Source organism: Actinomycetota bacterium, assembly GCA_040757835.1.
Classification (GTDB): Bacteria; Actinomycetota; Geothermincolia; order Geothermincolales; family RBG-13-55-18; genus SURF-21.
Window position 1 is genome coordinate 378,207 of record JBFLWJ010000001.1, and the last position, 17,983, is coordinate 396,189.

At 63.6% G+C, this 17,983-nt stretch carries 16 protein-coding genes; all 16 read left to right on the top strand.

The window, feature by feature from the left end:
• Positions 1-81: 81 nt before the first annotated feature.
• The 16 genes from AB1384_01685 to trpS all read left to right on the top strand — a co-directional run bounded on the left by AB1384_01685 (position 82) and on the right by trpS (position 17,979).
• Positions 82-516 carry a Fur family transcriptional regulator gene (locus AB1384_01685; protein ID MEW6552982.1) on the top strand — a complete coding sequence of 145 codons (435 nt, stop codon included), beginning with the start codon at positions 82-84 and terminating at the stop codon, positions 514-516.
• Between the two features lie 83 nt (positions 517-599).
• On the top strand, positions 600-1,523 hold the full coding sequence (locus AB1384_01690; GenBank protein MEW6552983.1) for a metal ABC transporter substrate-binding protein: 924 nt from the start codon (positions 600-602) through the stop codon (positions 1,521-1,523).
• A complete protein-coding gene (locus AB1384_01695) occupies positions 1,520-2,335 on the top strand; it encodes a metal ABC transporter ATP-binding protein (GenBank protein MEW6552984.1) in 816 nt (271 codons plus the stop codon). Before AB1384_01690 ends, AB1384_01695 begins: the two co-directional genes overlap by 4 nt.
• A gap of 1 nt (position 2,336) precedes the next feature.
• Complete coding sequence (locus AB1384_01700; protein ID MEW6552985.1) at positions 2,337-3,161, top strand: metal ABC transporter permease; 825 nt, start codon at positions 2,337-2,339, stop codon at positions 3,159-3,161.
• Positions 3,162-3,331: 170 nt separating this feature from the next.
• Complete coding sequence (locus tag AB1384_01705; GenBank protein MEW6552986.1) at positions 3,332-4,267, top strand: HAMP domain-containing protein; 936 nt, start codon at positions 3,332-3,334, stop codon at positions 4,265-4,267.
• 277 nt (positions 4,268-4,544) lie between these two features.
• Positions 4,545-6,185 carry a CTP synthase gene (locus AB1384_01710; protein MEW6552987.1) on the top strand — a complete coding sequence of 547 codons (1,641 nt, stop codon included), beginning with the start codon at positions 4,545-4,547 and terminating at the stop codon, positions 6,183-6,185.
• 133 nt (positions 6,186-6,318) lie between these two features.
• Positions 6,319-7,446, top strand: coding sequence for a M20/M25/M40 family metallo-hydrolase (locus tag AB1384_01715; protein MEW6552988.1), 1,128 nt, complete (start codon positions 6,319-6,321; stop codon positions 7,444-7,446).
• Positions 7,443-7,997: an NUDIX hydrolase gene (locus tag AB1384_01720; protein MEW6552989.1), complete on the top strand. Its 555-nt coding sequence runs from the start codon at positions 7,443-7,445 to the stop codon at positions 7,995-7,997. Before AB1384_01715 ends, AB1384_01720 begins: the two co-directional genes overlap by 4 nt.
• Before the next feature lie 22 nt (positions 7,998-8,019).
• On the top strand, positions 8,020-9,177 hold the full coding sequence (gene ald, locus AB1384_01725) for an alanine dehydrogenase (GenBank protein MEW6552990.1): 1,158 nt from the start codon (positions 8,020-8,022) through the stop codon (positions 9,175-9,177).
• A 27-nt stretch (positions 9,178-9,204) separates the two neighbouring features.
• Positions 9,205-10,119: a site-specific tyrosine recombinase XerD gene (gene xerD / locus AB1384_01730; protein ID MEW6552991.1), complete on the top strand. Its 915-nt coding sequence runs from the start codon at positions 9,205-9,207 to the stop codon at positions 10,117-10,119.
• A 264-nt stretch (positions 10,120-10,383) separates the two neighbouring features.
• A complete protein-coding gene (locus tag AB1384_01735; GenBank protein ID MEW6552992.1) occupies positions 10,384-11,736 on the top strand; it encodes a radical SAM protein in 1,353 nt (450 codons plus the stop codon).
• Between the two features lie 330 nt (positions 11,737-12,066).
• Positions 12,067-13,029 carry a hypothetical protein gene (locus tag AB1384_01740; GenBank protein MEW6552993.1) on the top strand — a complete coding sequence of 321 codons (963 nt, stop codon included), beginning with the start codon at positions 12,067-12,069 and terminating at the stop codon, positions 13,027-13,029.
• A gap of 28 nt (positions 13,030-13,057) precedes the next feature.
• Positions 13,058-15,688 (top strand): CBS domain-containing protein, encoded by a 2,631-nt coding sequence (locus tag AB1384_01745; protein ID MEW6552994.1) that lies wholly within the window; start codon positions 13,058-13,060, stop codon positions 15,686-15,688.
• Between the two features lie 4 nt (positions 15,689-15,692).
• Entirely contained in the window at positions 15,693-16,337 is a 645-nt protein-coding gene (locus tag AB1384_01750) for a site-2 protease family protein (GenBank protein ID MEW6552995.1), read from the top strand.
• A gap of 12 nt (positions 16,338-16,349) precedes the next feature.
• A complete protein-coding gene (locus AB1384_01755; GenBank protein MEW6552996.1) occupies positions 16,350-16,892 on the top strand; it encodes a hypothetical protein in 543 nt (180 codons plus the stop codon).
• Positions 16,893-16,998: 106 nt separating this feature from the next.
• Positions 16,999-17,979 (top strand): tryptophan--tRNA ligase, encoded by a 981-nt coding sequence (gene trpS, locus AB1384_01760; protein ID MEW6552997.1) that lies wholly within the window; start codon positions 16,999-17,001, stop codon positions 17,977-17,979.
• Positions 17,980-17,983: the final 4 nt, after the last annotated feature.

The following is a 17,983-nucleotide window of genomic DNA, read 5'->3' on the forward strand; positions in this document are numbered from 1 at the left end:
TGTGTGACCCGGCAATAAGAGCTGATGGAGTCGGTGTTCCTGTAGTATAATATTGATAATTATTATCAATAAGGAGTGGAAATGGACCTGGCCAAGAGGCTGCGCTCGAGGGGCCACCGCCTCACCCCGCAGCGGGAGGCGGTGCTGGCGGTGCTGGAGGAGAACGAAGGCCGTCCCCTCACCCCCGAGGACATACACGCCAGGGCGGTAGCGAAATCGCGCGGACTGGGGCTGGCCACGGTCTACCGCACCCTGGACCTCTTCTGCGGGCTGGGGATAGCCTTTCCCGTACACCTGCGCGGAGGAAACAGGTATTTCGAGCTGGATTCAGGGAAGCACCACCACCATATGGAATGCCTCTCCTGCGGCGAGGTGGAGCTTTTGGAGGAGTGCCTCATCGACGAGTTGGTGGAACGGGTGAAGGACGGCAGCGACTTTCTCATCACCTCTCATTGCATGAGCCTTTTCGGTTATTGCCAGGCTTGCCTGAAAAAGGGGCGGGAAACGGGGGGATGATACGCGAGCCCGCCGGGAGGTGCGTTGTGCAATATTTGAAATATATTATCGATAAAACCGGCAAGGCCAGAGATGTGGGTGCGGTGGCCGCTCTCGTTATACTCGTGCTCTCCGCCCTTTTCGCTGGCTGTGCGGCGGAGGGGGGCGGAGACGGCCGGCTGAAGGTGGCGGCGGACATCGTGCCCATGGCGGACTTCTGCGAGCAGGTGGGCGGCGACCTGGTAGAGGTGGAGACCATGGTCCCTCCCGGTGCAAGCCCCCATTCCTATGAGTTGACCACGGGGCAGATGAGGTTCCTAGAGGAGGCGGAGGTGCTGGTGACGGTGGGGATGGATCTGGACCCATGGGCGGAGGAGGTGTTCGCGGACGTGGTGGACGTCAGCACTGCCAGGGTTGTGGCGGGGGAAGCCGTCCCAGCGGAAGAGCTTATCGCAGCGGGGGACGAGGGTAGCGGGCCCGAACAGGAGACAGGGGGACACGAACGCGGGCTATACGATCCACACGTATGGCTCGACCCCGTCCTCGCCATGGGCATCGTGGAGGCCATCGGCGAAGGGCTGGCGGAAGCCGACCCCGCACATGCCGCCGCATACCGCGCCAACGCCGAGGACTATATACGGAACCTCGCGGAACTGGACGCGGAGATCGCGGAGAAGGCGGCGCTCTTCTCGCGGCGTGAGTTCGTCGCCTTCCACTCCTCTTGGGTATACTTCGCCCGCCGCTATGGACTTGAGCAGGTAGGCGTCATAGAGGAGTTGCCCGGCAAGGAACCCTCAGCCGGCGAGATCGCGGACCTGGTCGCGCTGGTCGAGGCGGGGGGCGTGGGGGTGATATTCGCCGAGCCACAGTTCAGTCCCAGGGCGGCCGAGGCCATCGCCGAGGAGTCGGGGGGGAGGGTCGTGGTGAAGATACTGGACCCGCTGGGAGATCCCGACGACCCGGAATACGATACCTACTTGAAGATGATGAGAAGAAACGTCGAGGTCATGGGGGAGGCTTTGCGATGAGGGAATGCCGGGTCAGCGAGTTCTTCGCGGCGGAAGGGGAGGGCCCCAAAGAGGTCATCGTCCTCGAGGAGATGTGGGCGAGCCTGAACGGCCACACCGTGCTGGAGGACATCACCTTCTCCGTCGGGGAGGGGACTTTCCTGGGGATCATCGGTCCCAACGGGGCGGGCAAGACCACCCTCATCAGGGTCATCCTGGGGTTGGTGAGGCCGGACGCGGGACGGGTGCTGGTGATGGGGATGAGCCCGGGTGAACTCAAACACGAACTCCACCACATCGGCTACATGCCGCAGCAGGTCCTCTTCGACCCGCTCTTCCCGGTATCGGTGTACGACGTAGTGATGATGGGACGCACCTGCTGTATCGGCGCCATGCGTTTCCCGCGCCGTTCCGACCGCGAGGCGGTCCTGGAGAGCATCGCAGCGGTCGGGCTGGGGGGCCTGGAGAAGAGGCCGGTGGGCGAACTCTCCGGTGGCCAGCAGAAGAAGGCCTTTCTCGCACGGGCACTGTGCCTGGAGACGCGCATCCTGCTGCTGGACGAGCCCACGGCGGGGCTGGACTACGAGGCCCAGGAGAACTTCATGGACCTGCTGAGCGGGCTCAAGGTAGAGCAAGGGCTGACCGTCGTCTTCGTCTCCCACGACGCGGCGGTGCTGGCGCGGTTCGCGGACGAGATCGCCTGCATCAACCGCACCATGCACCTGCACGGAAAACCCCTGGAGGTCCTGGGCAGCGAGAGGTTGAAGGAGGCCTACCGCTGCGAGTTCGACTTCCTGGCGGCTGCCGGCGGACGGGAGAGGCGGGAGGACTGACTTGCTGGCCTATGGGTTCGCGCAGAGGGCGCTGGTGGGCGGCATCGTCATCGCCCTTCTGTGCTCGCTTATCTCGTTCTTCGTGGTGGTCAGGCGCCTGGCCTTCGTGGGCATGGGGATCTCCCATGCCGCCTTCGGTGGAGTTGCCATCGGCCTCGCAGCGGGCATCGACCCCTTGCTGTCGGCGGGCGCTTTCTGCGCCACCGTCGCCATGGGCATCGGGTGGTTCAGCCGCAAGGGACGCATCCACGAGGACACCGTCATCGGCATCCTCTTCGCCACCGCCATGGCCATGGGGGTGGTGCTGGTGAGGATGGCGGGGGCCTATAACCTGGACCTCATGGCTTATCTCTTCGGCAGCATCCTCGCCATGAGCTGGACCGACGTCGCCGCCGCCGCCGCCATCGCGTTCCTGGCGGCCGCTTTCATCGTCCTTTTCTTCAAGGAGCTGCTGTTCATCTCCTTCGACGAGGAGACCGCGGTGGCCAGCGGCCTCGCGGTGAGGTCCGTCTACTACGGACTGCTTCTGACCATGGCCCTTACCGTGGTGGTGTCCATCAAGCTCGTGGGCATCATCCTCGTGTCGGCACTGCTGGTGATCCCGGGCGCCGCCGGGATGCAGCTCTTCCGCAACTACCGCGGCGCCCTCGTAGCGGCGCTGGTGGTGGGGGTCGCATCCGTGGTGCTCGGGCTATACATCAGTTTCTGGTATGACGTGGCCTCGGGGGCCACCATCGTGCTGGTCATGTTCGCCTTCTTCCTGGTGTCCATGGCCCTGTCTCCGCGGCGGGCTTACATGTGGAGGCTGACCAGGCGCGCCAACTGAGACCTGCATATCGAGCCGGCTTGCTGTTGATCGGGACCGATATGGTTCGCGTGCGGCCGCGCATTCTCGATGCCCCGCGTCCCTGCTCAAGCCCGATGACGAAGCGGCCGAAGAAGATCGCGGAAGTGAACATATCGCTGGGTATACGTCCATGATAAGGGGTGATTGCCATGAAAAAGAGGGCGTCCGACCGCTTCAGGAGAAAGAGATCCGGCATACTCTTCCTCATCACGGCGTTGATCATCGTAGTGTTCATAGCCTTCGGGCTGGTGACCATGCTGCTCTTCCGTTCCTCGCAGGACCGGCTCATCGAGAAGAGCATCGACAAGATGATCGAGACGGAGATGGAGAACCTGGTGTCGGCGAGCGCGTACATAGCGGACCTGCTCCTGCCCACCTTCGAGGAGAAGATAAGCGGGGCCACTCCCACCGAGCTGATCTTGGCGCTCCTGAACAAGGAGCTCACCGAGGGTCAGCGTTTCATCATCGACGAGATGAAGGGCATGGTGGATTCGGGCCTCTTCGGACTGTCATCGGTCTCCATCGTCATGCTGCCGTCGGCGTTCAACCCCGACGCCATGGTCATAGCGGCCAGCGACGAGACCCTGATCTACGGCTGGGAGGTGCCCGATTACGTCATGGACGTGATCGACGAGGGGGGCGGCTACATCTACAGCGAGGAAGGCTTTCCGGAGATCGGGCTGGAGGGCCCCCACGCCATCATCGCCAACAAGGGGATTAGCCCCACCTCGGGCACGGAAGTGGGCTACGTGTTCGTGAAACCCATGGGAGACCAGGTCGCGGCGATAGAAGCCTTCTACGAGGAAGAGCGCGACAACACCAGCATGGTGCTGTGGCTGACCGTGATCTTCTCCGCGGTGGGAGCCACGGTCATCTGCTTCTTCGTGCTCAGCTTCCTGCTGCGCAAGCGCATCACCGAGCCCATCGACCAGCTCGCCGCCACCGCCGAAGAGGTCATGGATGGGAACCTCGACGTGGAGGTGACCGTGCACGAGGGCGGTGAGTTCGAGGGGCTGGAGCGCGCCTTCAGGGAGATGGTGGAGAGCCTCAGGAAATATATCAACAGGTCCGTAGGGGAGGAATAACCGTACTGAAGACCGGTTGAAGCGCCCGCACTTCCCGCGTCGGTTCGGGGGTCCGTGGGGGAGGAATAACCGTATTGAAGACCGGGACGGCCATGGACTATACTGAAATGCAGTGGTTGAAGCGGATAAAGACGACCGGGAGGTGACCGGCGATAAAGAGGAGCCGGAAAAATCCCGCAAAAAGGTGAATAGCGGAATCCCTTATAAACGTAGGGATTCCGTCTCTTTTTGGAGAATACCTGAGGAAAGCGCCCGCAAGCCAGGGGAGGTTGAAGAGATGCCGGTGAAATATATATTCGTGACGGGGGGAGTATCGTCGTCGCTGGGGAAGGGGATCACGGCGGCGTCCATCGGGAGGCTGCTGAAGTCACGCGGGCTCAAGGTGACCATGCAGAAGATGGACCCCTACATCAACGTGGACCCCGGGACCATGAACCCGTTCCAGCACGGCGAGGTCTTCGTGACCGATGACGGCACCGAGACCGACCTCGACCTGGGGCATTACGAACGTTTCGTGGACGAGCACCTGGGCAGGGAGAACAACGTCACCACCGGCAGTGTCTACTGGTCCATCATAACCAGGGAGCGCAAGGGCGAGTTCCTGGGTGGCACGGTCCAGGTGATCCCCCACGTGACCAACGAGATCAAGGAGCGCATATTGCGCCTTACCCGCTCCAGCGAGGTGGACGTGGTGATAACCGAGATCGGCGGCACGGTGGGGGACATCGAGAGCCTCCCGTACCTCGAGGCCATCCGGCAGTTCAAGAAGGACGTGGGGCCGGAGCACGTGATGTATATCCACGTCAGCCTGGTGCCTTTCCTGGAGACCACCCGGGAGATGAAGACCAAGCCCACCCAGCACAGCGTCAAGGAATTGCGCTCCATGGGCATTCAACCGGACGCCATCGTCTGCCGCTCGAAGGAACCCATCGGGGTCGACCTCAAGGACAAGATCTCCCTCCTCTGCGACATAGATATCGATGCCGTGGTCTCCGCCCACACCGCCGACTGCATCTACGAGGTGCCCCTTCTCCTGCACGCCGAGGGACTCGGGGACGTGGTCGCCCGCCATCTCGGCCTGGAGGGGCACGAGGAGGACCTCACGGAATGGGAGGAGATGGTGCGGGGCATCAAGTCGGCCAGGGACGACGTCACCATTGGCGTGGTCGGTAAGTACGTGGACCTCATCGATGCGTATCTGTCCATCATCGAGAGCCTCAAGCACGGCGGCTTTGCCCATTCCGCCAACGTGGATATCCGCTGGGTGACCTCTGACGACATCACTCCGGAAAACGCCGGGGAGCTTTTGTCCGAGCTGGACGGCATCCTCATACCGGGGGGGTTTGGGGTGCGCGGGGTGGACGGCAAGGTGGAAGCCATCCGCTACGCGCGCGAGAACGCGGTGCCCTTCCTCGGAATCTGCCTGGGGCTGCAGTGCGCGGTGATCGAGACGGCGCGCAACCTCTGCGGCCTGCCCAAGGCCAACAGCTCGGAGTTCGATCCGGCCACGCCGGACCCGGTCATCGATCTTCTGCCCGGGCAGCGGGACGTCGATGAGATGGGAGGCACCATGCGCCTTGGACTCTATCCCTGCAAGCTGGAGGAGGGGACACTGGCTTCCGCCTGCTACAGGGATGAGGTCATCTACGAGAGGCACCGCCACCGCTTCGAGGTCAACAATCACTACCGCTCCGTCCTGCAGGAGGCTGGCCTGGTCTTCTCGGGGCTGTCGCCGGACGGGCGGCTGGTGGAGATAATAGAACGCCGCGATCACCCCTGGTTCATCGCCGGCCAGTTCCATCCGGAGTTCAAGTCGAGGCCGAACCGCCCCCACCCCCTCTTCCGGGACTTCGTCGGGGCCGCACTACGCCGCCGCCTTGGCCAGCAGGAAACGCCGGACCTGAAGGTCGTGGGCTAGCGACGCCTGCGTGCCCGGTGGCGGCAAGGGACAACGGCAGCGGGGGGGAGAAGGCGGGTCTTTCCTAGCGGGAGCGTTCGGCCGTGGCGGATCACGTATTGGCGATCCACGAAGCAGACAGGAGCGCGATCAGATGGAAGACAGACTGCTCGAGACCTTCCTCCAGCTGGTGAAGATCGATAGCGAATCCCGTCATGAGGGAGCGGTGGTCGATCACCTCTGCGGGGTCGCGAGGGAATGCGGACTCGATCCCTTCGTGGACGACGCCGCAAAGGCCTTGGGCGGCGAGGCCGGCAACGTCTACGTCAAGGTGCCGGCGGCGGGGGTGAGCGCTCCGCCCATCATCTTCTCGGCCCACCTGGACACGGTGAGCCCCGGTAAGGGTGTCGACCCGGTGGTCAAGGGGGGCGTGGTGACCTCGGGGGGGGACACCGTGCTGGGTGCTGACTGCAAGGCTGGGACCGCCGTGGCCATGGAACTCATGCGTCTCTCCTCCCTGGGGGAGCTGCGACATGGCCCGCTGGAGTTCATCTTCACCGTCGCCGAGGAGGAGCAGTTGCAGGGCGCGAGGAACCTGGTCTGGGAGAGAATAGAGTCGCGCCATGCTTTCGTCCTTGATGGAGCGGGGTGGGTGGGCGAGGTCATCAACGCCTCTCCCGCACAGGAGAACCTGGAGTTCGTGTTCAAGGGCAGGGCGGCACACGCCGGCGTGGAGCCGGAGAAGGGCGTCAACGCCATCCACGGCGCTTCCTGGGCGATAAGCCTGATGCGGCTGGGCCGCATCGATAGCGAGACCACCGCGAACATCGGGGTCATCCAGGGGGGCCGCGCCGTGAACATCGTGCCGGACCGGGTGATAGTGGCCGGAGAGGTGAGGTCGCTGGACCCCAACAAGCTGGAGGGCCAGAGGCAGTCGATGATGAGGGCGGCGATGGAGGCGGAAGTGGCGGTGGGCGTCGGGGTCGAGGTGAAGGTAGAGCGCGCCTACGAGGGGTTCTTCATCGATCCCGCCGACCCCGTCATCCAGTTGGCGTCGGAGGCGGGCAAGTCCATGGGGATGAGGGTTGAAGTAAAGCCATCAGGCGGGGGCAGCGACGCCAACATCCTCAATGCAGCGGGGATCAAGGCGCTGGTATTGAGCATGGGGGTCATGGAGCCCCATACCACCCATGAGCACATAGGGGTGGACGAACTGCACCGGCTGTTGCGGTTCTGCTCGGCCATAGCGGGCTCGGCGGGCAGGTTGAGGAGCACGCCTTGAGCGCCGGGGGACACGAGACGCTGGAGCGCAGAGAGATATTCGACGGCAAGGTCCTACGCCTGTACCTGGACAGAGTGCGCCTGCCCAACGGCATGGAGGCCGAGAGGGAGGTGGTTCTGCACCGCGGCGCGGTAGGCATGGTCGCCCTGGACGAAGAAGGGGGGGTTTACCTGGTGCGCCAGTACCGGCACGCGCCGTCAGCGGACCTGGTGGAGATCCCTGCCGGCAAGCTGGCGGAGGGCGAGGACCCGCAAACATGTGCGCGGCGCGAGCTCATGGAGGAGATCGGGTTCGATGCCAGGAAGTGGACCAGGTTGAGCTCTTTCTATACCTCGCCGGGGTTCAGCGACGAGATACTCCACCTCTACCTGGCAAGGGAGCTGCATCCGGCGCATGCGAAGGCGGACGAGGACGAGTTCCTGGAGGTCATGCGCGTCCCCCTGGCCGAGGCGGTCCGCATGGTCTCGCGCGGGGAGATAGTGGACGCCAAAACCATCGCCGGGCTCGCCCTGACGGTCCTTTACGTCAAGGGAGAGTACGGGAGAGCATGAGGCCCACCGGTCTGGAGGAGAGATGATCGTAGGAGTGCCCAGGGAGACACTGGACCAGGAGTATCGAGTCGCCGTCACCCCCCAGGGGGCCCACGAGTTCATCGTGGACGGCCACAGGGTGCTTATCGAGAAGGGTGCAGGCGAGGGGTCGAGCATCTCGGACTCCGATTACCTGGCCGCGGGTGCGGAGGTCGTGCCGGGGGCGGAGGACGTCTTCTCCGAGGCGGAGCTCATCCTCAAGGTGAAGGAACCTCAGGAGTCGGAGTTCGACCTGCTGCGGGAGGGACAGATAGTCTTCACCTTCCTGCACTTGGCGGCCCACAGGGAACTGACGCTGGAGCTCATAAGGCGCAGGGTGGTCGGCGTTGCCTATGAGACGGTGGAGAGACCGGACGGCAGCCTGCCCCTGCTGGCGCCCATGAGCGAGGTGGCGGGCCGTATGGCTCCCCAGGTGGGGGCCCATTACCTGGAGAAGATGAACGGCGGGCGCGGCATGTTGCTGGGCGGCGCCACCGGTGTGCCCCCGGCAAACGTGGTCATCCTGGGGGCGGGGATAGTGGGCTCGCACTCAGCCATCCTGGCCACGGGCATGGACGCGCACGTAATCGTCATGGACAAGAGCCTGGAGAAGCTGCGCTATCTCGAGCATATCCTGCACGGCCGCGTTACCACGTTGGTCTCGAACAAGATGAACGTGCGCGAGATGGTCAGGGAGGCGGACCTGGTGATCGGGGCGGTGCTGGTGACCGGGGCCCTCACCCCGGTGCTTGTCGACGACGATACGGTGCACAGCATGCGCCCGGGCTCCGTGGTGGTGGATATCTCGGTCGACCAGGGGGGGTGCATCACCACCTCGCGCATGACCACGCACTCCGACCCCGTGTATATCGAGCACGACGTGCTCCACTATTGCGTAGGCAACATACCGGGCGCGGTCCCCAGGACCTCAACCTTCGCCCTCACCAACGTGACCCTTCCGTATGCCCTGGAGATAGCGGAGTACGGGCTCAAGGACGCGGTGAGGCGCAATGGCAGCCTGGCGAAGGGAGTGAACACGGTGGAGGGTCGGGTCACCTCCCGCCCCGTCGCCGAGGCTCACGGCCTGGAGTTCGAGCCCCTGGAACACATCCTGCCCATCGATGTCGACAGTGGACAGCTTTTCGGGCGCCAGGGAGGTTGACACGGGACACAGCGGGGGAGGTATCCCGTGGGAGAAAATGATCCCGCAGCCATCTGGAACGCTTTGCTGAGCGACTACCTGGTCTACATAAGGGTGGAGAAGGGACTGTCACCGCGTACGGTGGAGGCCTACGGCAGGGACCTGCGCAGGTGGGTCCACTTCGCGGGCTCGCGGGGAAGGTCATCTCCGGCGGAGGTGGAGCGCGGCGATATCACCATTTTCCTGGAGGAGCTGCGGCGCCAGGGCTTATCGCCTCGTTCCGTGGCGCGCATGGTCGCCGCGCTGCGCGGCTTTCAGCGCTTCCTGGCAGAGGAGGAAGTCCACGGGGAGCTGCCGGGCGCGGACCTGCCGTCACCGCGGCATGTCAGGGCCCTGCCGAGGGTGCTCTCGCAGGAGGAGACCCGCCGGCTCCTCGAACAGCCCGTGGCGGAGGACCCCCCCGGCCTGCGCGACCGCGCCATCCTGGAAACGCTTTACGGCACGGGCATCCGTATATCCGAGCTGACCGGGCTGGACCTCGAGGATGTGGACCTGGCGGAGGGGGAGCTGCGCGTGCTGGGCAAGGGGTCGCGGGAGCGCGTGGTCCCCATAGGCAGCGCTGCGGCAGCTGCCCTGCGCGAGTATATGGCGGTGGGGCGCTCCAGGCTGGCACGCACCGCCAGCCAGAGGGCCGTCTTCCTCAACCAGAGGGGCGGCAGGCTGACCCGCCAGGGCGCCTGGGAGCTGGTGAAGAAGTATGCCAGGCGGGCGGGCCTCGAGGGCAGGATGACCCCCCACACCCTGCGCCACGGTTATGCCACCCACCTGTTGGAGAACGGGGCCGACCTCAGATACATACAGGAGCTGCTCGGCCATGCCAGCATCAGCACGACGCAGATATATACGCATGTGAGCAAGGCGAGGCTGCGTGAGGAGTACCTGAGAGCACACCCCCACGCGTGACGCATGCTTGTTTGTCAGATGCCCGTGATAAAATGGACAAATACCGGATCAAAGAAGAGAGCTTGCATCCGGCTATAGCACTGCGAGGGAAACGCCATGGCGGAACTGACCGTCGAGAGTAACCGTTTCCGTATCATCTGGTTTCTTGGTCTTGGAGCCGGGGAATAAGTTATGAGCAAAGGGACCAGTAGCGCCAGGGGCGGCGTCCCTGTGCGCGCGACGGTAAGTGAATGTGCGCGAGGAAAACAGAGAGGAGGTGAAAAAATGCCGGACGTATCCGTGATAAGGGACTATGCCATCAAGAAGACGATAAACGGCTTAATCTACGTTCTTCCCAACATCCCCGACGACAAGCTCCTCGCATTCGCCGAGAAGTTCGTCACGGGCATCACCTGGCCTGAGGGGCAGGAATTCATGCGGTCCCTTATCCTGCAGGTAAAGAATCGCCTGCCAGAACTGCACAAGAACGTAAGGCGAGGGGCCATGAACTTCCTCACCGATGCCCTCTTCTACAAGGCGAGGGTGCGGGAAGAGTATGAGAAAGAACATGGCTACAGCCCGCCGCTGCTCTTGGTCATCAGCCCCAGTATGCGCTGCAACCTCAAATGCATCGGCTGCTACGCGGGGATGTACTCCAGGAAGGACGACCTTCCGGTGCACGTCTTCGAACGTGTCATCTGCGAGGCCAAGGAGATGGGTATTTACTTCAACGTCATCTCCGGGGGAGAGCCCTTCCATTACAAACCACTGCTGGACGTGTGCAGGAAACACCACGATGTGACCTTCCAGGTCTATACCAACGGCACCCTCATCGACCGCGAGCTGGCCTACCAGATAGCCGAGGCCGGTAACATCATCCCCTGCATATCCGTGGAGGGGTACCGCGAGGAGACGGATGCCAGGAGAGGGGAAGGGGTCTACGACAAGGTCATCCAGGCCATGGACAACCTCAATGAGGCCAGGGCCCTCTACGGGTTCTCCGCCACCGTGACCCGTTACAACACCGACGCCCTGACTTCGGACGAGTTCGTGGACTATTACATGGACGAGAAGGGTTGCTTCATCGGCTGGTACTTCCAGTACATGCCCATCGGGACGCGGCCGTCGCTCGAGCTCATGACCACGCCGGAGCAGCGTGTCCAGCGTCTGGAGCGCATCTCCCGCATGCGCAGGGAAAAGAGGGCCTTGATCTCGGATTTCTGGTGTGACGGTCCGCTGGTCGGGGGATGCCTGGCCGCGGGGAGACGCTACCTGCACATCAACCAGAACGGGGATGTGGAGCCGTGTGTCTTTGTCCACTTCGCGGTGGACAACATCAAGGAAAAGACCCTCATAGAGGCCTTGGAATCTGACTTCTTCCACGGCATCAGGGAGCGTGCCCCCTACCACCCCAACCTGCTGCGGCCCTGCATGGTCATCGACCATCCGCACGTGCTGCGCGAGTGCGTGGAGCGGTTCGGAGCCCGGCCGACGCATCCGGAAGCGGAGGGGGTCATCGACGATCTTGCCCCCGACCTCGACCGTTACGGCGAGGAATACGGCCGACTGGCCGATCCCATCTGGGAAGAGCAGTTCCAGGAGACCGCAGTGGAACTGAAACGCTTCGGCATCGCCTGACGCTTGAGACGATCAAGAAGGGCCGCCCGTGGGCGGCCCTTCACTCTTTGTCCCTCAGACGGAAAGAAAACGGCCATACGCCCCGACCTGTTTATCCGCCGGTCTTCCAGCCCTGCTCCGCCTTTTCCCCGTAGGGTATGGGCCAGCATTTATACTGGCCCCAGTCGCCATTACATAAGACCGAGGTTGGATCTATGGATACCCGACCTGCATTGCGGGTCCAAACTTCCAGGGCCGGCGTCCTTTGACGTTACGGCAGGGGAGGGAAATGCCAGAGAGGAGAGAATGATAAAATAGTCTAAAAGGCCGAGGAGGAAGGCGACATCAGACATGGAGGACCTTTTCTTTGGCGATGGCTGGCTGACGGACCTGTTGAAGCAGGCACGCGTGCCTGCCGGCATCAAGGACAGGGTGAGGAAGAAGATCCAGTCCCTGGTGGAACAGAAAAAGGGCACGTGGGAAGCGGACTGGTCCAGCATCGATCGGGCGCTCTCCGAGGGAGAAGTGGGAAAAGCCCTGGAAGGCGCTATGATCTCTCTGGACGGTACCGTCGAGATCCTGTCCGAAATGCTGGGGGAGGAAAGAGCCGCCCTTGAAAAACCCTTCAGTCCGTTTATGGTTCGGAGCCGTGAGATCAGGAAGATCCTGCATCCCCCGGAGGACCTCAGGGAACTCATCGAGTCCGACGACGACCTTGACGCAGTGATCAGCCTGGAGATGATCAATGACGCCCGGCGTCTGCTGGCCAGCTGGGGGGCCAGGGTGTGGGGGGAAGAGCCCCTGGAGCTGATCCAGCGCCTGGAACAGGACCTCGAGGACCTGCGCGCGAGCCAGGCGGCGCTGGAGGACACCGAGTACGCAGAGGAAGAGGATATCGAGAGAGAGATAGAGCTGGCGGACGGTTTCGCGACCATGGCGACGCGGTTCGCCCGGGACCTCCTGGAGCTCCACCTCCTCAACGCCGCCAATCCGGAGGTGGGGATGCGCTTCGTGCTCCTGTGGGAGACGGTCAAACAGCTCAGGGACGACGGCGATATACCGGCGGCCGCCTTCGAGGCCTTGCAGGTACTGGAAGAGGCCCTGGGGCTGGCGGGGCTGACAGGGGGCGAGCTCCTGCAGCGGGTCGACCTCCTGTACGATAACTTCGGCGATGCCGAGGAGTTGAGAAGGGCGGCCGACCACCTCGTCTCCGTGTCGCGCGATGGAGACGGCGTTATCAGCCCCGAGGAGGGGCGTGTCTACATCGAGACCATGGAGTCGGCTCTGGGGGACATGGGCCTGCGGGTAGGCTGATGTAGATGGATGTCGGGGGCCGGCAGCCGTGGACGTGATCCTGGGGCACGTGAACGTTGATTTCGATGCCCTGGCGTCCATGGTGGCGGCGAAGAAGCTCTACCCGGAAGCGGTGATGGTCTTCGCCGGCTCGGTCAACCGCAACGTGCGCGAGTTCATCGCCCTCCACGGCGACGTCATGGACTTCATGGAGCCCAGAGCCCTGGATACCGAGGCCGTCACCCGGCTCATCGTCGTGGACAACCGTATCGCCGAAAGGCTGGGGGAATTCCGCGACGTGCCGGACCGCCCCGGGGTCGAGGTCTTCGTGTACGACCACCATCCACCTTCCCCCCAGGACATGGCCGGCGTCAAGGACCACAGCGAGTTGCTGGGAGCCACCACCACCGTGCTCGCAAAGATCATCCGACACAAGGGCCTGGAGATAACCCCCTTCGAGGCGACCCTGTTCGCGCTGGGTATCCACGAGGACACCGGCTCGCTCACCTTTGCCGGCACCACCTACGAGGACGCCGAAACGCTCTCGTACCTCATGCGCCAGGGCGCCAACCTGGGTGTGATCATGCATTTCCTCAGCCCTCCGCTCACGCCGGCCCAACACGAACTGATGAAGAGGCTGCTGGCGGGACTAGAGTTCCGCCGTGAGCGGGGGGTCCTGGTGGCGGTGGCGACGGCGAAGATGGACGAGTATGTCGAGGGAGCTTCCCTCATCGCCAGCAAGCTGGCGGAGCTGGAGAACCTGGACGTACTCTTTACCCTGTCCGAGATGCACGGCAGGGTGGTGGTGGTCGGTCTCTCCCGCCTGGACCAGGTGGATGTGGACGGTGTTCTCGGAGGGCTGGGCGGAGGGGGGCACGCCAAGGCGGGCTCCGCGGTGATGAAGGGGTATACGCTGGAACGCGCGCAGGCGGAACTGCTCGAGCAACTGAAGGAGAGGGTGAGGCCCCTGGTGACCGCAGGGGAGATCATGAGCGGCCCCGTGAAAACCCTGTCAGAGAACATCCCTATCTCCGAGGCCTCACGGCGCATGGAGCGCACCGGACACACCGCGTTCCCGGTGGTTGACGAGGCGGGAAGGCTCACTGGGATCATCTCCCGCAAGGACCTGGACAAGGCAGGGCACCACGGCCTGGGGCACGCCCCGGTGAAGGGCTTCATGTCACGTAACCTCATCGCGGTGGACGAGAAAGCACCGCTGCAGGAGATACAGGCCCTGATGACCTCCAACGCCATCGGGCGCGTGCCGGTGGTCAAGGGGGGCAAGGTGATGGGCATCGTCACCCGCAAGGACGTGATCCGCGCGCTGCACGGACCGGGGTACCTGCGCGGCTTCGCTCCGCCGGGGAAGGCCCCCGGATATTCCCGCGCCGAGGTGCTGGAGCTGATGCAGCGGACGCTGCCGGGGGAGATGCAGGCGCTGCTGCGCGTCATCTCGCAGACGGCGGAGAGCGGAGACTACCGCGTCTATCTCGTGGGAGGGGTGGTCAGGGACCTGCTGCTGGGCGTGCCCAACCTGGACCTGGACATCGTGGTGGAGGGGGAGGGGATCGAGTTCGCACGCATGCTCTCCCGCGCCCTGAAGGGGAGGATCAGGAGCCACCGCAAGTTCGGGACCGCGGTGGTCATCCTGCCGAACGGGCGCCGTATCGACGTGGCCACCGCGCGCACCGAGTTCTACGAATACCCGGCGGCCCTGCCCACGGTGGAGGTCTCCTCCGTGAGGCAGGACCTCTTCCGCCGCGATTTCACCATCAACGCCATGGCCATCGCGCTGACCGGGGAACGCTTCGGGGAGCTGCTCGACTTCTTCGGGGGCCTGCGCGACCTGGAGCGCCGCCACGTGCGCATCCTTCACAACCTGAGCTTCGTGGAGGACCCGACACGCATCTTCCGGGCCGTCCGTTTCGAGCAGCGCTATGGTTTCCAGCTCGAGAGCCAGACCGAGATGCTGGCCCGCAGGGCAGTGGAGATGGAGATAGTGGGCAAGCTCACCAACGCCAGGGTCCGGGACGAGCTCATCGACATCTTCTCCGAGCCTTGTCCACTGCCGCTGGCGGCGGTGGAGAGACTGGAAGACCTGGGGGCGCTGCACACCCTCCACCCCGACCTGGCGGTGAGCGATGCCATGCGCAAGCGTTACCGCCGTATGGAGCAGCTGCTTCCCAGGGCCGTAGCCTTGCTCGGGGGGGAGATGAAGAAATGGATACCCTCCCTGGCAGCAATGCTCGAGGAGCTGCCTCCGCGCGAGGCGGAGAAGTGGTGCCACCTCATGCGCTTCAGGCGCGAGGACAGCGCGGCCATCCTGCAGTGCCTGCAGCGGGTGCCGGGGGCCATGAAGGCCCTGGGCGCGCGGGGGGCGGCCCCCAGCAGGGTGGTGGATTTCCTTGACCCCCTGACAGACGAGGCCTTAGCATATCTCTATGTCCTCGCCGGCCCCACCCCGCGGGATAAGGTCACTTCCTATATAAGATCATGGAAGGACATGGAGACGGAGATAGACGGCAACGACCTGGCGGAGATGGGGCTGCGTCCTTCCCGGGCCTATGGGGAGATACTGGCCGCGGTGAGGGCCGAGAGGCTGGACGGAAAGGTAAAAGGCCGCACGGAGGAGCTGGCGCTGGCGCGGCGCCTGGTGAAGGAACGGCGGAAGGGCGGATGACCTTGTGAGCAACTGGGAACAAGCCATTTACATGCTGGTGGGCCTGATCATCGGGGTCATAGTCCACGAGTACATGCACGGCTACGTGGCCTACCGCATGGGAGATACCACCGCCAAGCGGGCGGGCAGGCTGACCCTTGACCCCCTGGCTCACATCGACCCCTTCGGGACCCTGATTCTCCCAGGAGTTCTACTCCTCATGAATATCATGGGTTATGGCGGCTTTATCTTCGGTTACGCCAAGCCGGTGCCCATCAACCCATTCCTCTTCCGCAAAGCCCGTGCCATCATCTGGGTTTCCCTGGCTGGACCCCTCTCCAATTTTGCGCTTAGCCTGGTGTTCCTCGGTGCTGCCGGAATCCTTAACAGGGTGAGTGATACAACGACGATGATCAGGGTGATCGACACCCTGATCGTTATCGGCTATATAAACATCGTGCTCTTCGTGTTCAATCTGATACCAATACCTCCCCTCGATGGCTCTCGTATCGTCGGATACTATCTGCGCGGTAACGCAAAGCGTGCTTATGACTCGATTGAGCAATATGGTTTCATAATCATCATCGCCTTGTTCTGGCTTTTCGGTTTCTTCCTTTCCGGTCCGGTGAACGCGTTACTGGATGCACTCCTCCGTCTGTTCGGATTGTGACGACGGTATGCGATGAACACCTGGCGTAACCTCCCCGGCAAGATCTATGTGACCCTGGCGTCCCTGGACCCGCGGCTGCGCGCGCGCTCGCGCCGCGCGGCGCGGGGGCTCTCCGGCGGCGAGCGAGCGCTCTTCCTGGCCATGAGCCGTTACGACCTGGCCCACTCCCTGGCCGTAGCCTCCCGGCTGGGAGACGAAGACATTCTGCGCCGGGCCGGGCTCCTGCACGATACCGGCAAGCTCCGCGGCGAGCTGGGGTTGTTCTCGCGCTGGCTGTACACCGCCCTGGAGATATTCTATCCTTCGCGTCTGGTGGCGTTGGCGCAGCGCGTGGAGGGTGAGGTATCGGGAAGCGGGGTCCTTGGGCGCATGCATAGCCTGCCCCGGGGATGGCGCAGGGGGCTCTACGTACAGCTCCACCACGCGGAGATCGCCGCGGAGCTTCTGGCGCGCGCCGGGAGTGAGAGGGAGCTGGTAGAGCTGGTGGGGTCCCACCAGGACGAGCCAAGAGACGCCAGGCAACGGCGGCTGCGCGAGGCCGACGACTTCCTGTGACCGCCATGGCGGGATGAGAGGCATATGGCGCAGGCGTATATAATAATGACATGTGCGGAGAAGACGGCTATTGTATGGCGAGCGGACAGCTGGAGAGGAGAGACATTTGGCGCAGAGGATACTCACCGGATACCGTCCCACCGGCAAGCTGCACCTGGGCAACCTGCACGGCAACCTCAAGGAGATGATCGAGCTGCAGGAGAAGGCGGAATGCTACTTCTTCATCGCCGACTGGCACGCTCTAACCACCGATTACCAGGACCCCTCCCGCATGCGCGAGTACACCGAGGACATGGTCCTGGACTGGCTCGCGGCAGGTATCGACCCCGGCAAGGCGGCGGTCTACCGCCAATCCGACCTGCCGGAGGTGGCCGAGCTGTCGCTCTACCTGTCCATGATCACGCCCCTGGGATGGCTGGAGAGGGTGCCCTCCTTCAAGGAGCAGCAGGAACAGCTGCAGGGCAGGGAAATATCAACCCACGGTTTTCTGGGCTACCCGGTGCTGCAGGCCGCGGACATCCTCATGGTCAGGGCGGACGGGGTGCCGGTGGGGGAGGACCAGCTCCCCCACCTGGAGCTGACGAGGGAGATCGTGCGCCGCTTCAACCACCTCTACGGAGAGACCTTCAAGGAGCCGCAGTCACTGCTCTCCCGCAGCCCGCGCATCCCGGGCACCGACGGGCGCAAGATGAGCAAGAGCTACGGCAACTTTATCTCCTTGACCGACTCTCCGGACGAGTTGAGGAAGAAGGTCCTCTCCATGATCACGGACCCGGCGCGGCGCACTCGCAAGGACCCGGGCGACCCTGAGAAGTGCAGCGCTTACGCCCTGCACAAGGTGCACACAATGGACCGCCTGGACGAGGTTGCCAAGAAATGCCGCACCGCGGGTTGGGGTTGCGTGGAGTGCAAGGGTATCCTCGCCGACCGGGTGGTGGAGTCGCTGCTGCCCTTCCAGGAGAGGCGCCGGGCGCTGGAGGCCAGGCCCGGTTACGCCTGGGAGGTGATGGCTCAAGGCCTGGAGACGGTGAAACCCCTGGCACGCAGTGTCCTCGGCGAGGTGCGGTCGCGTATCGGCATAGGTTGAGGGG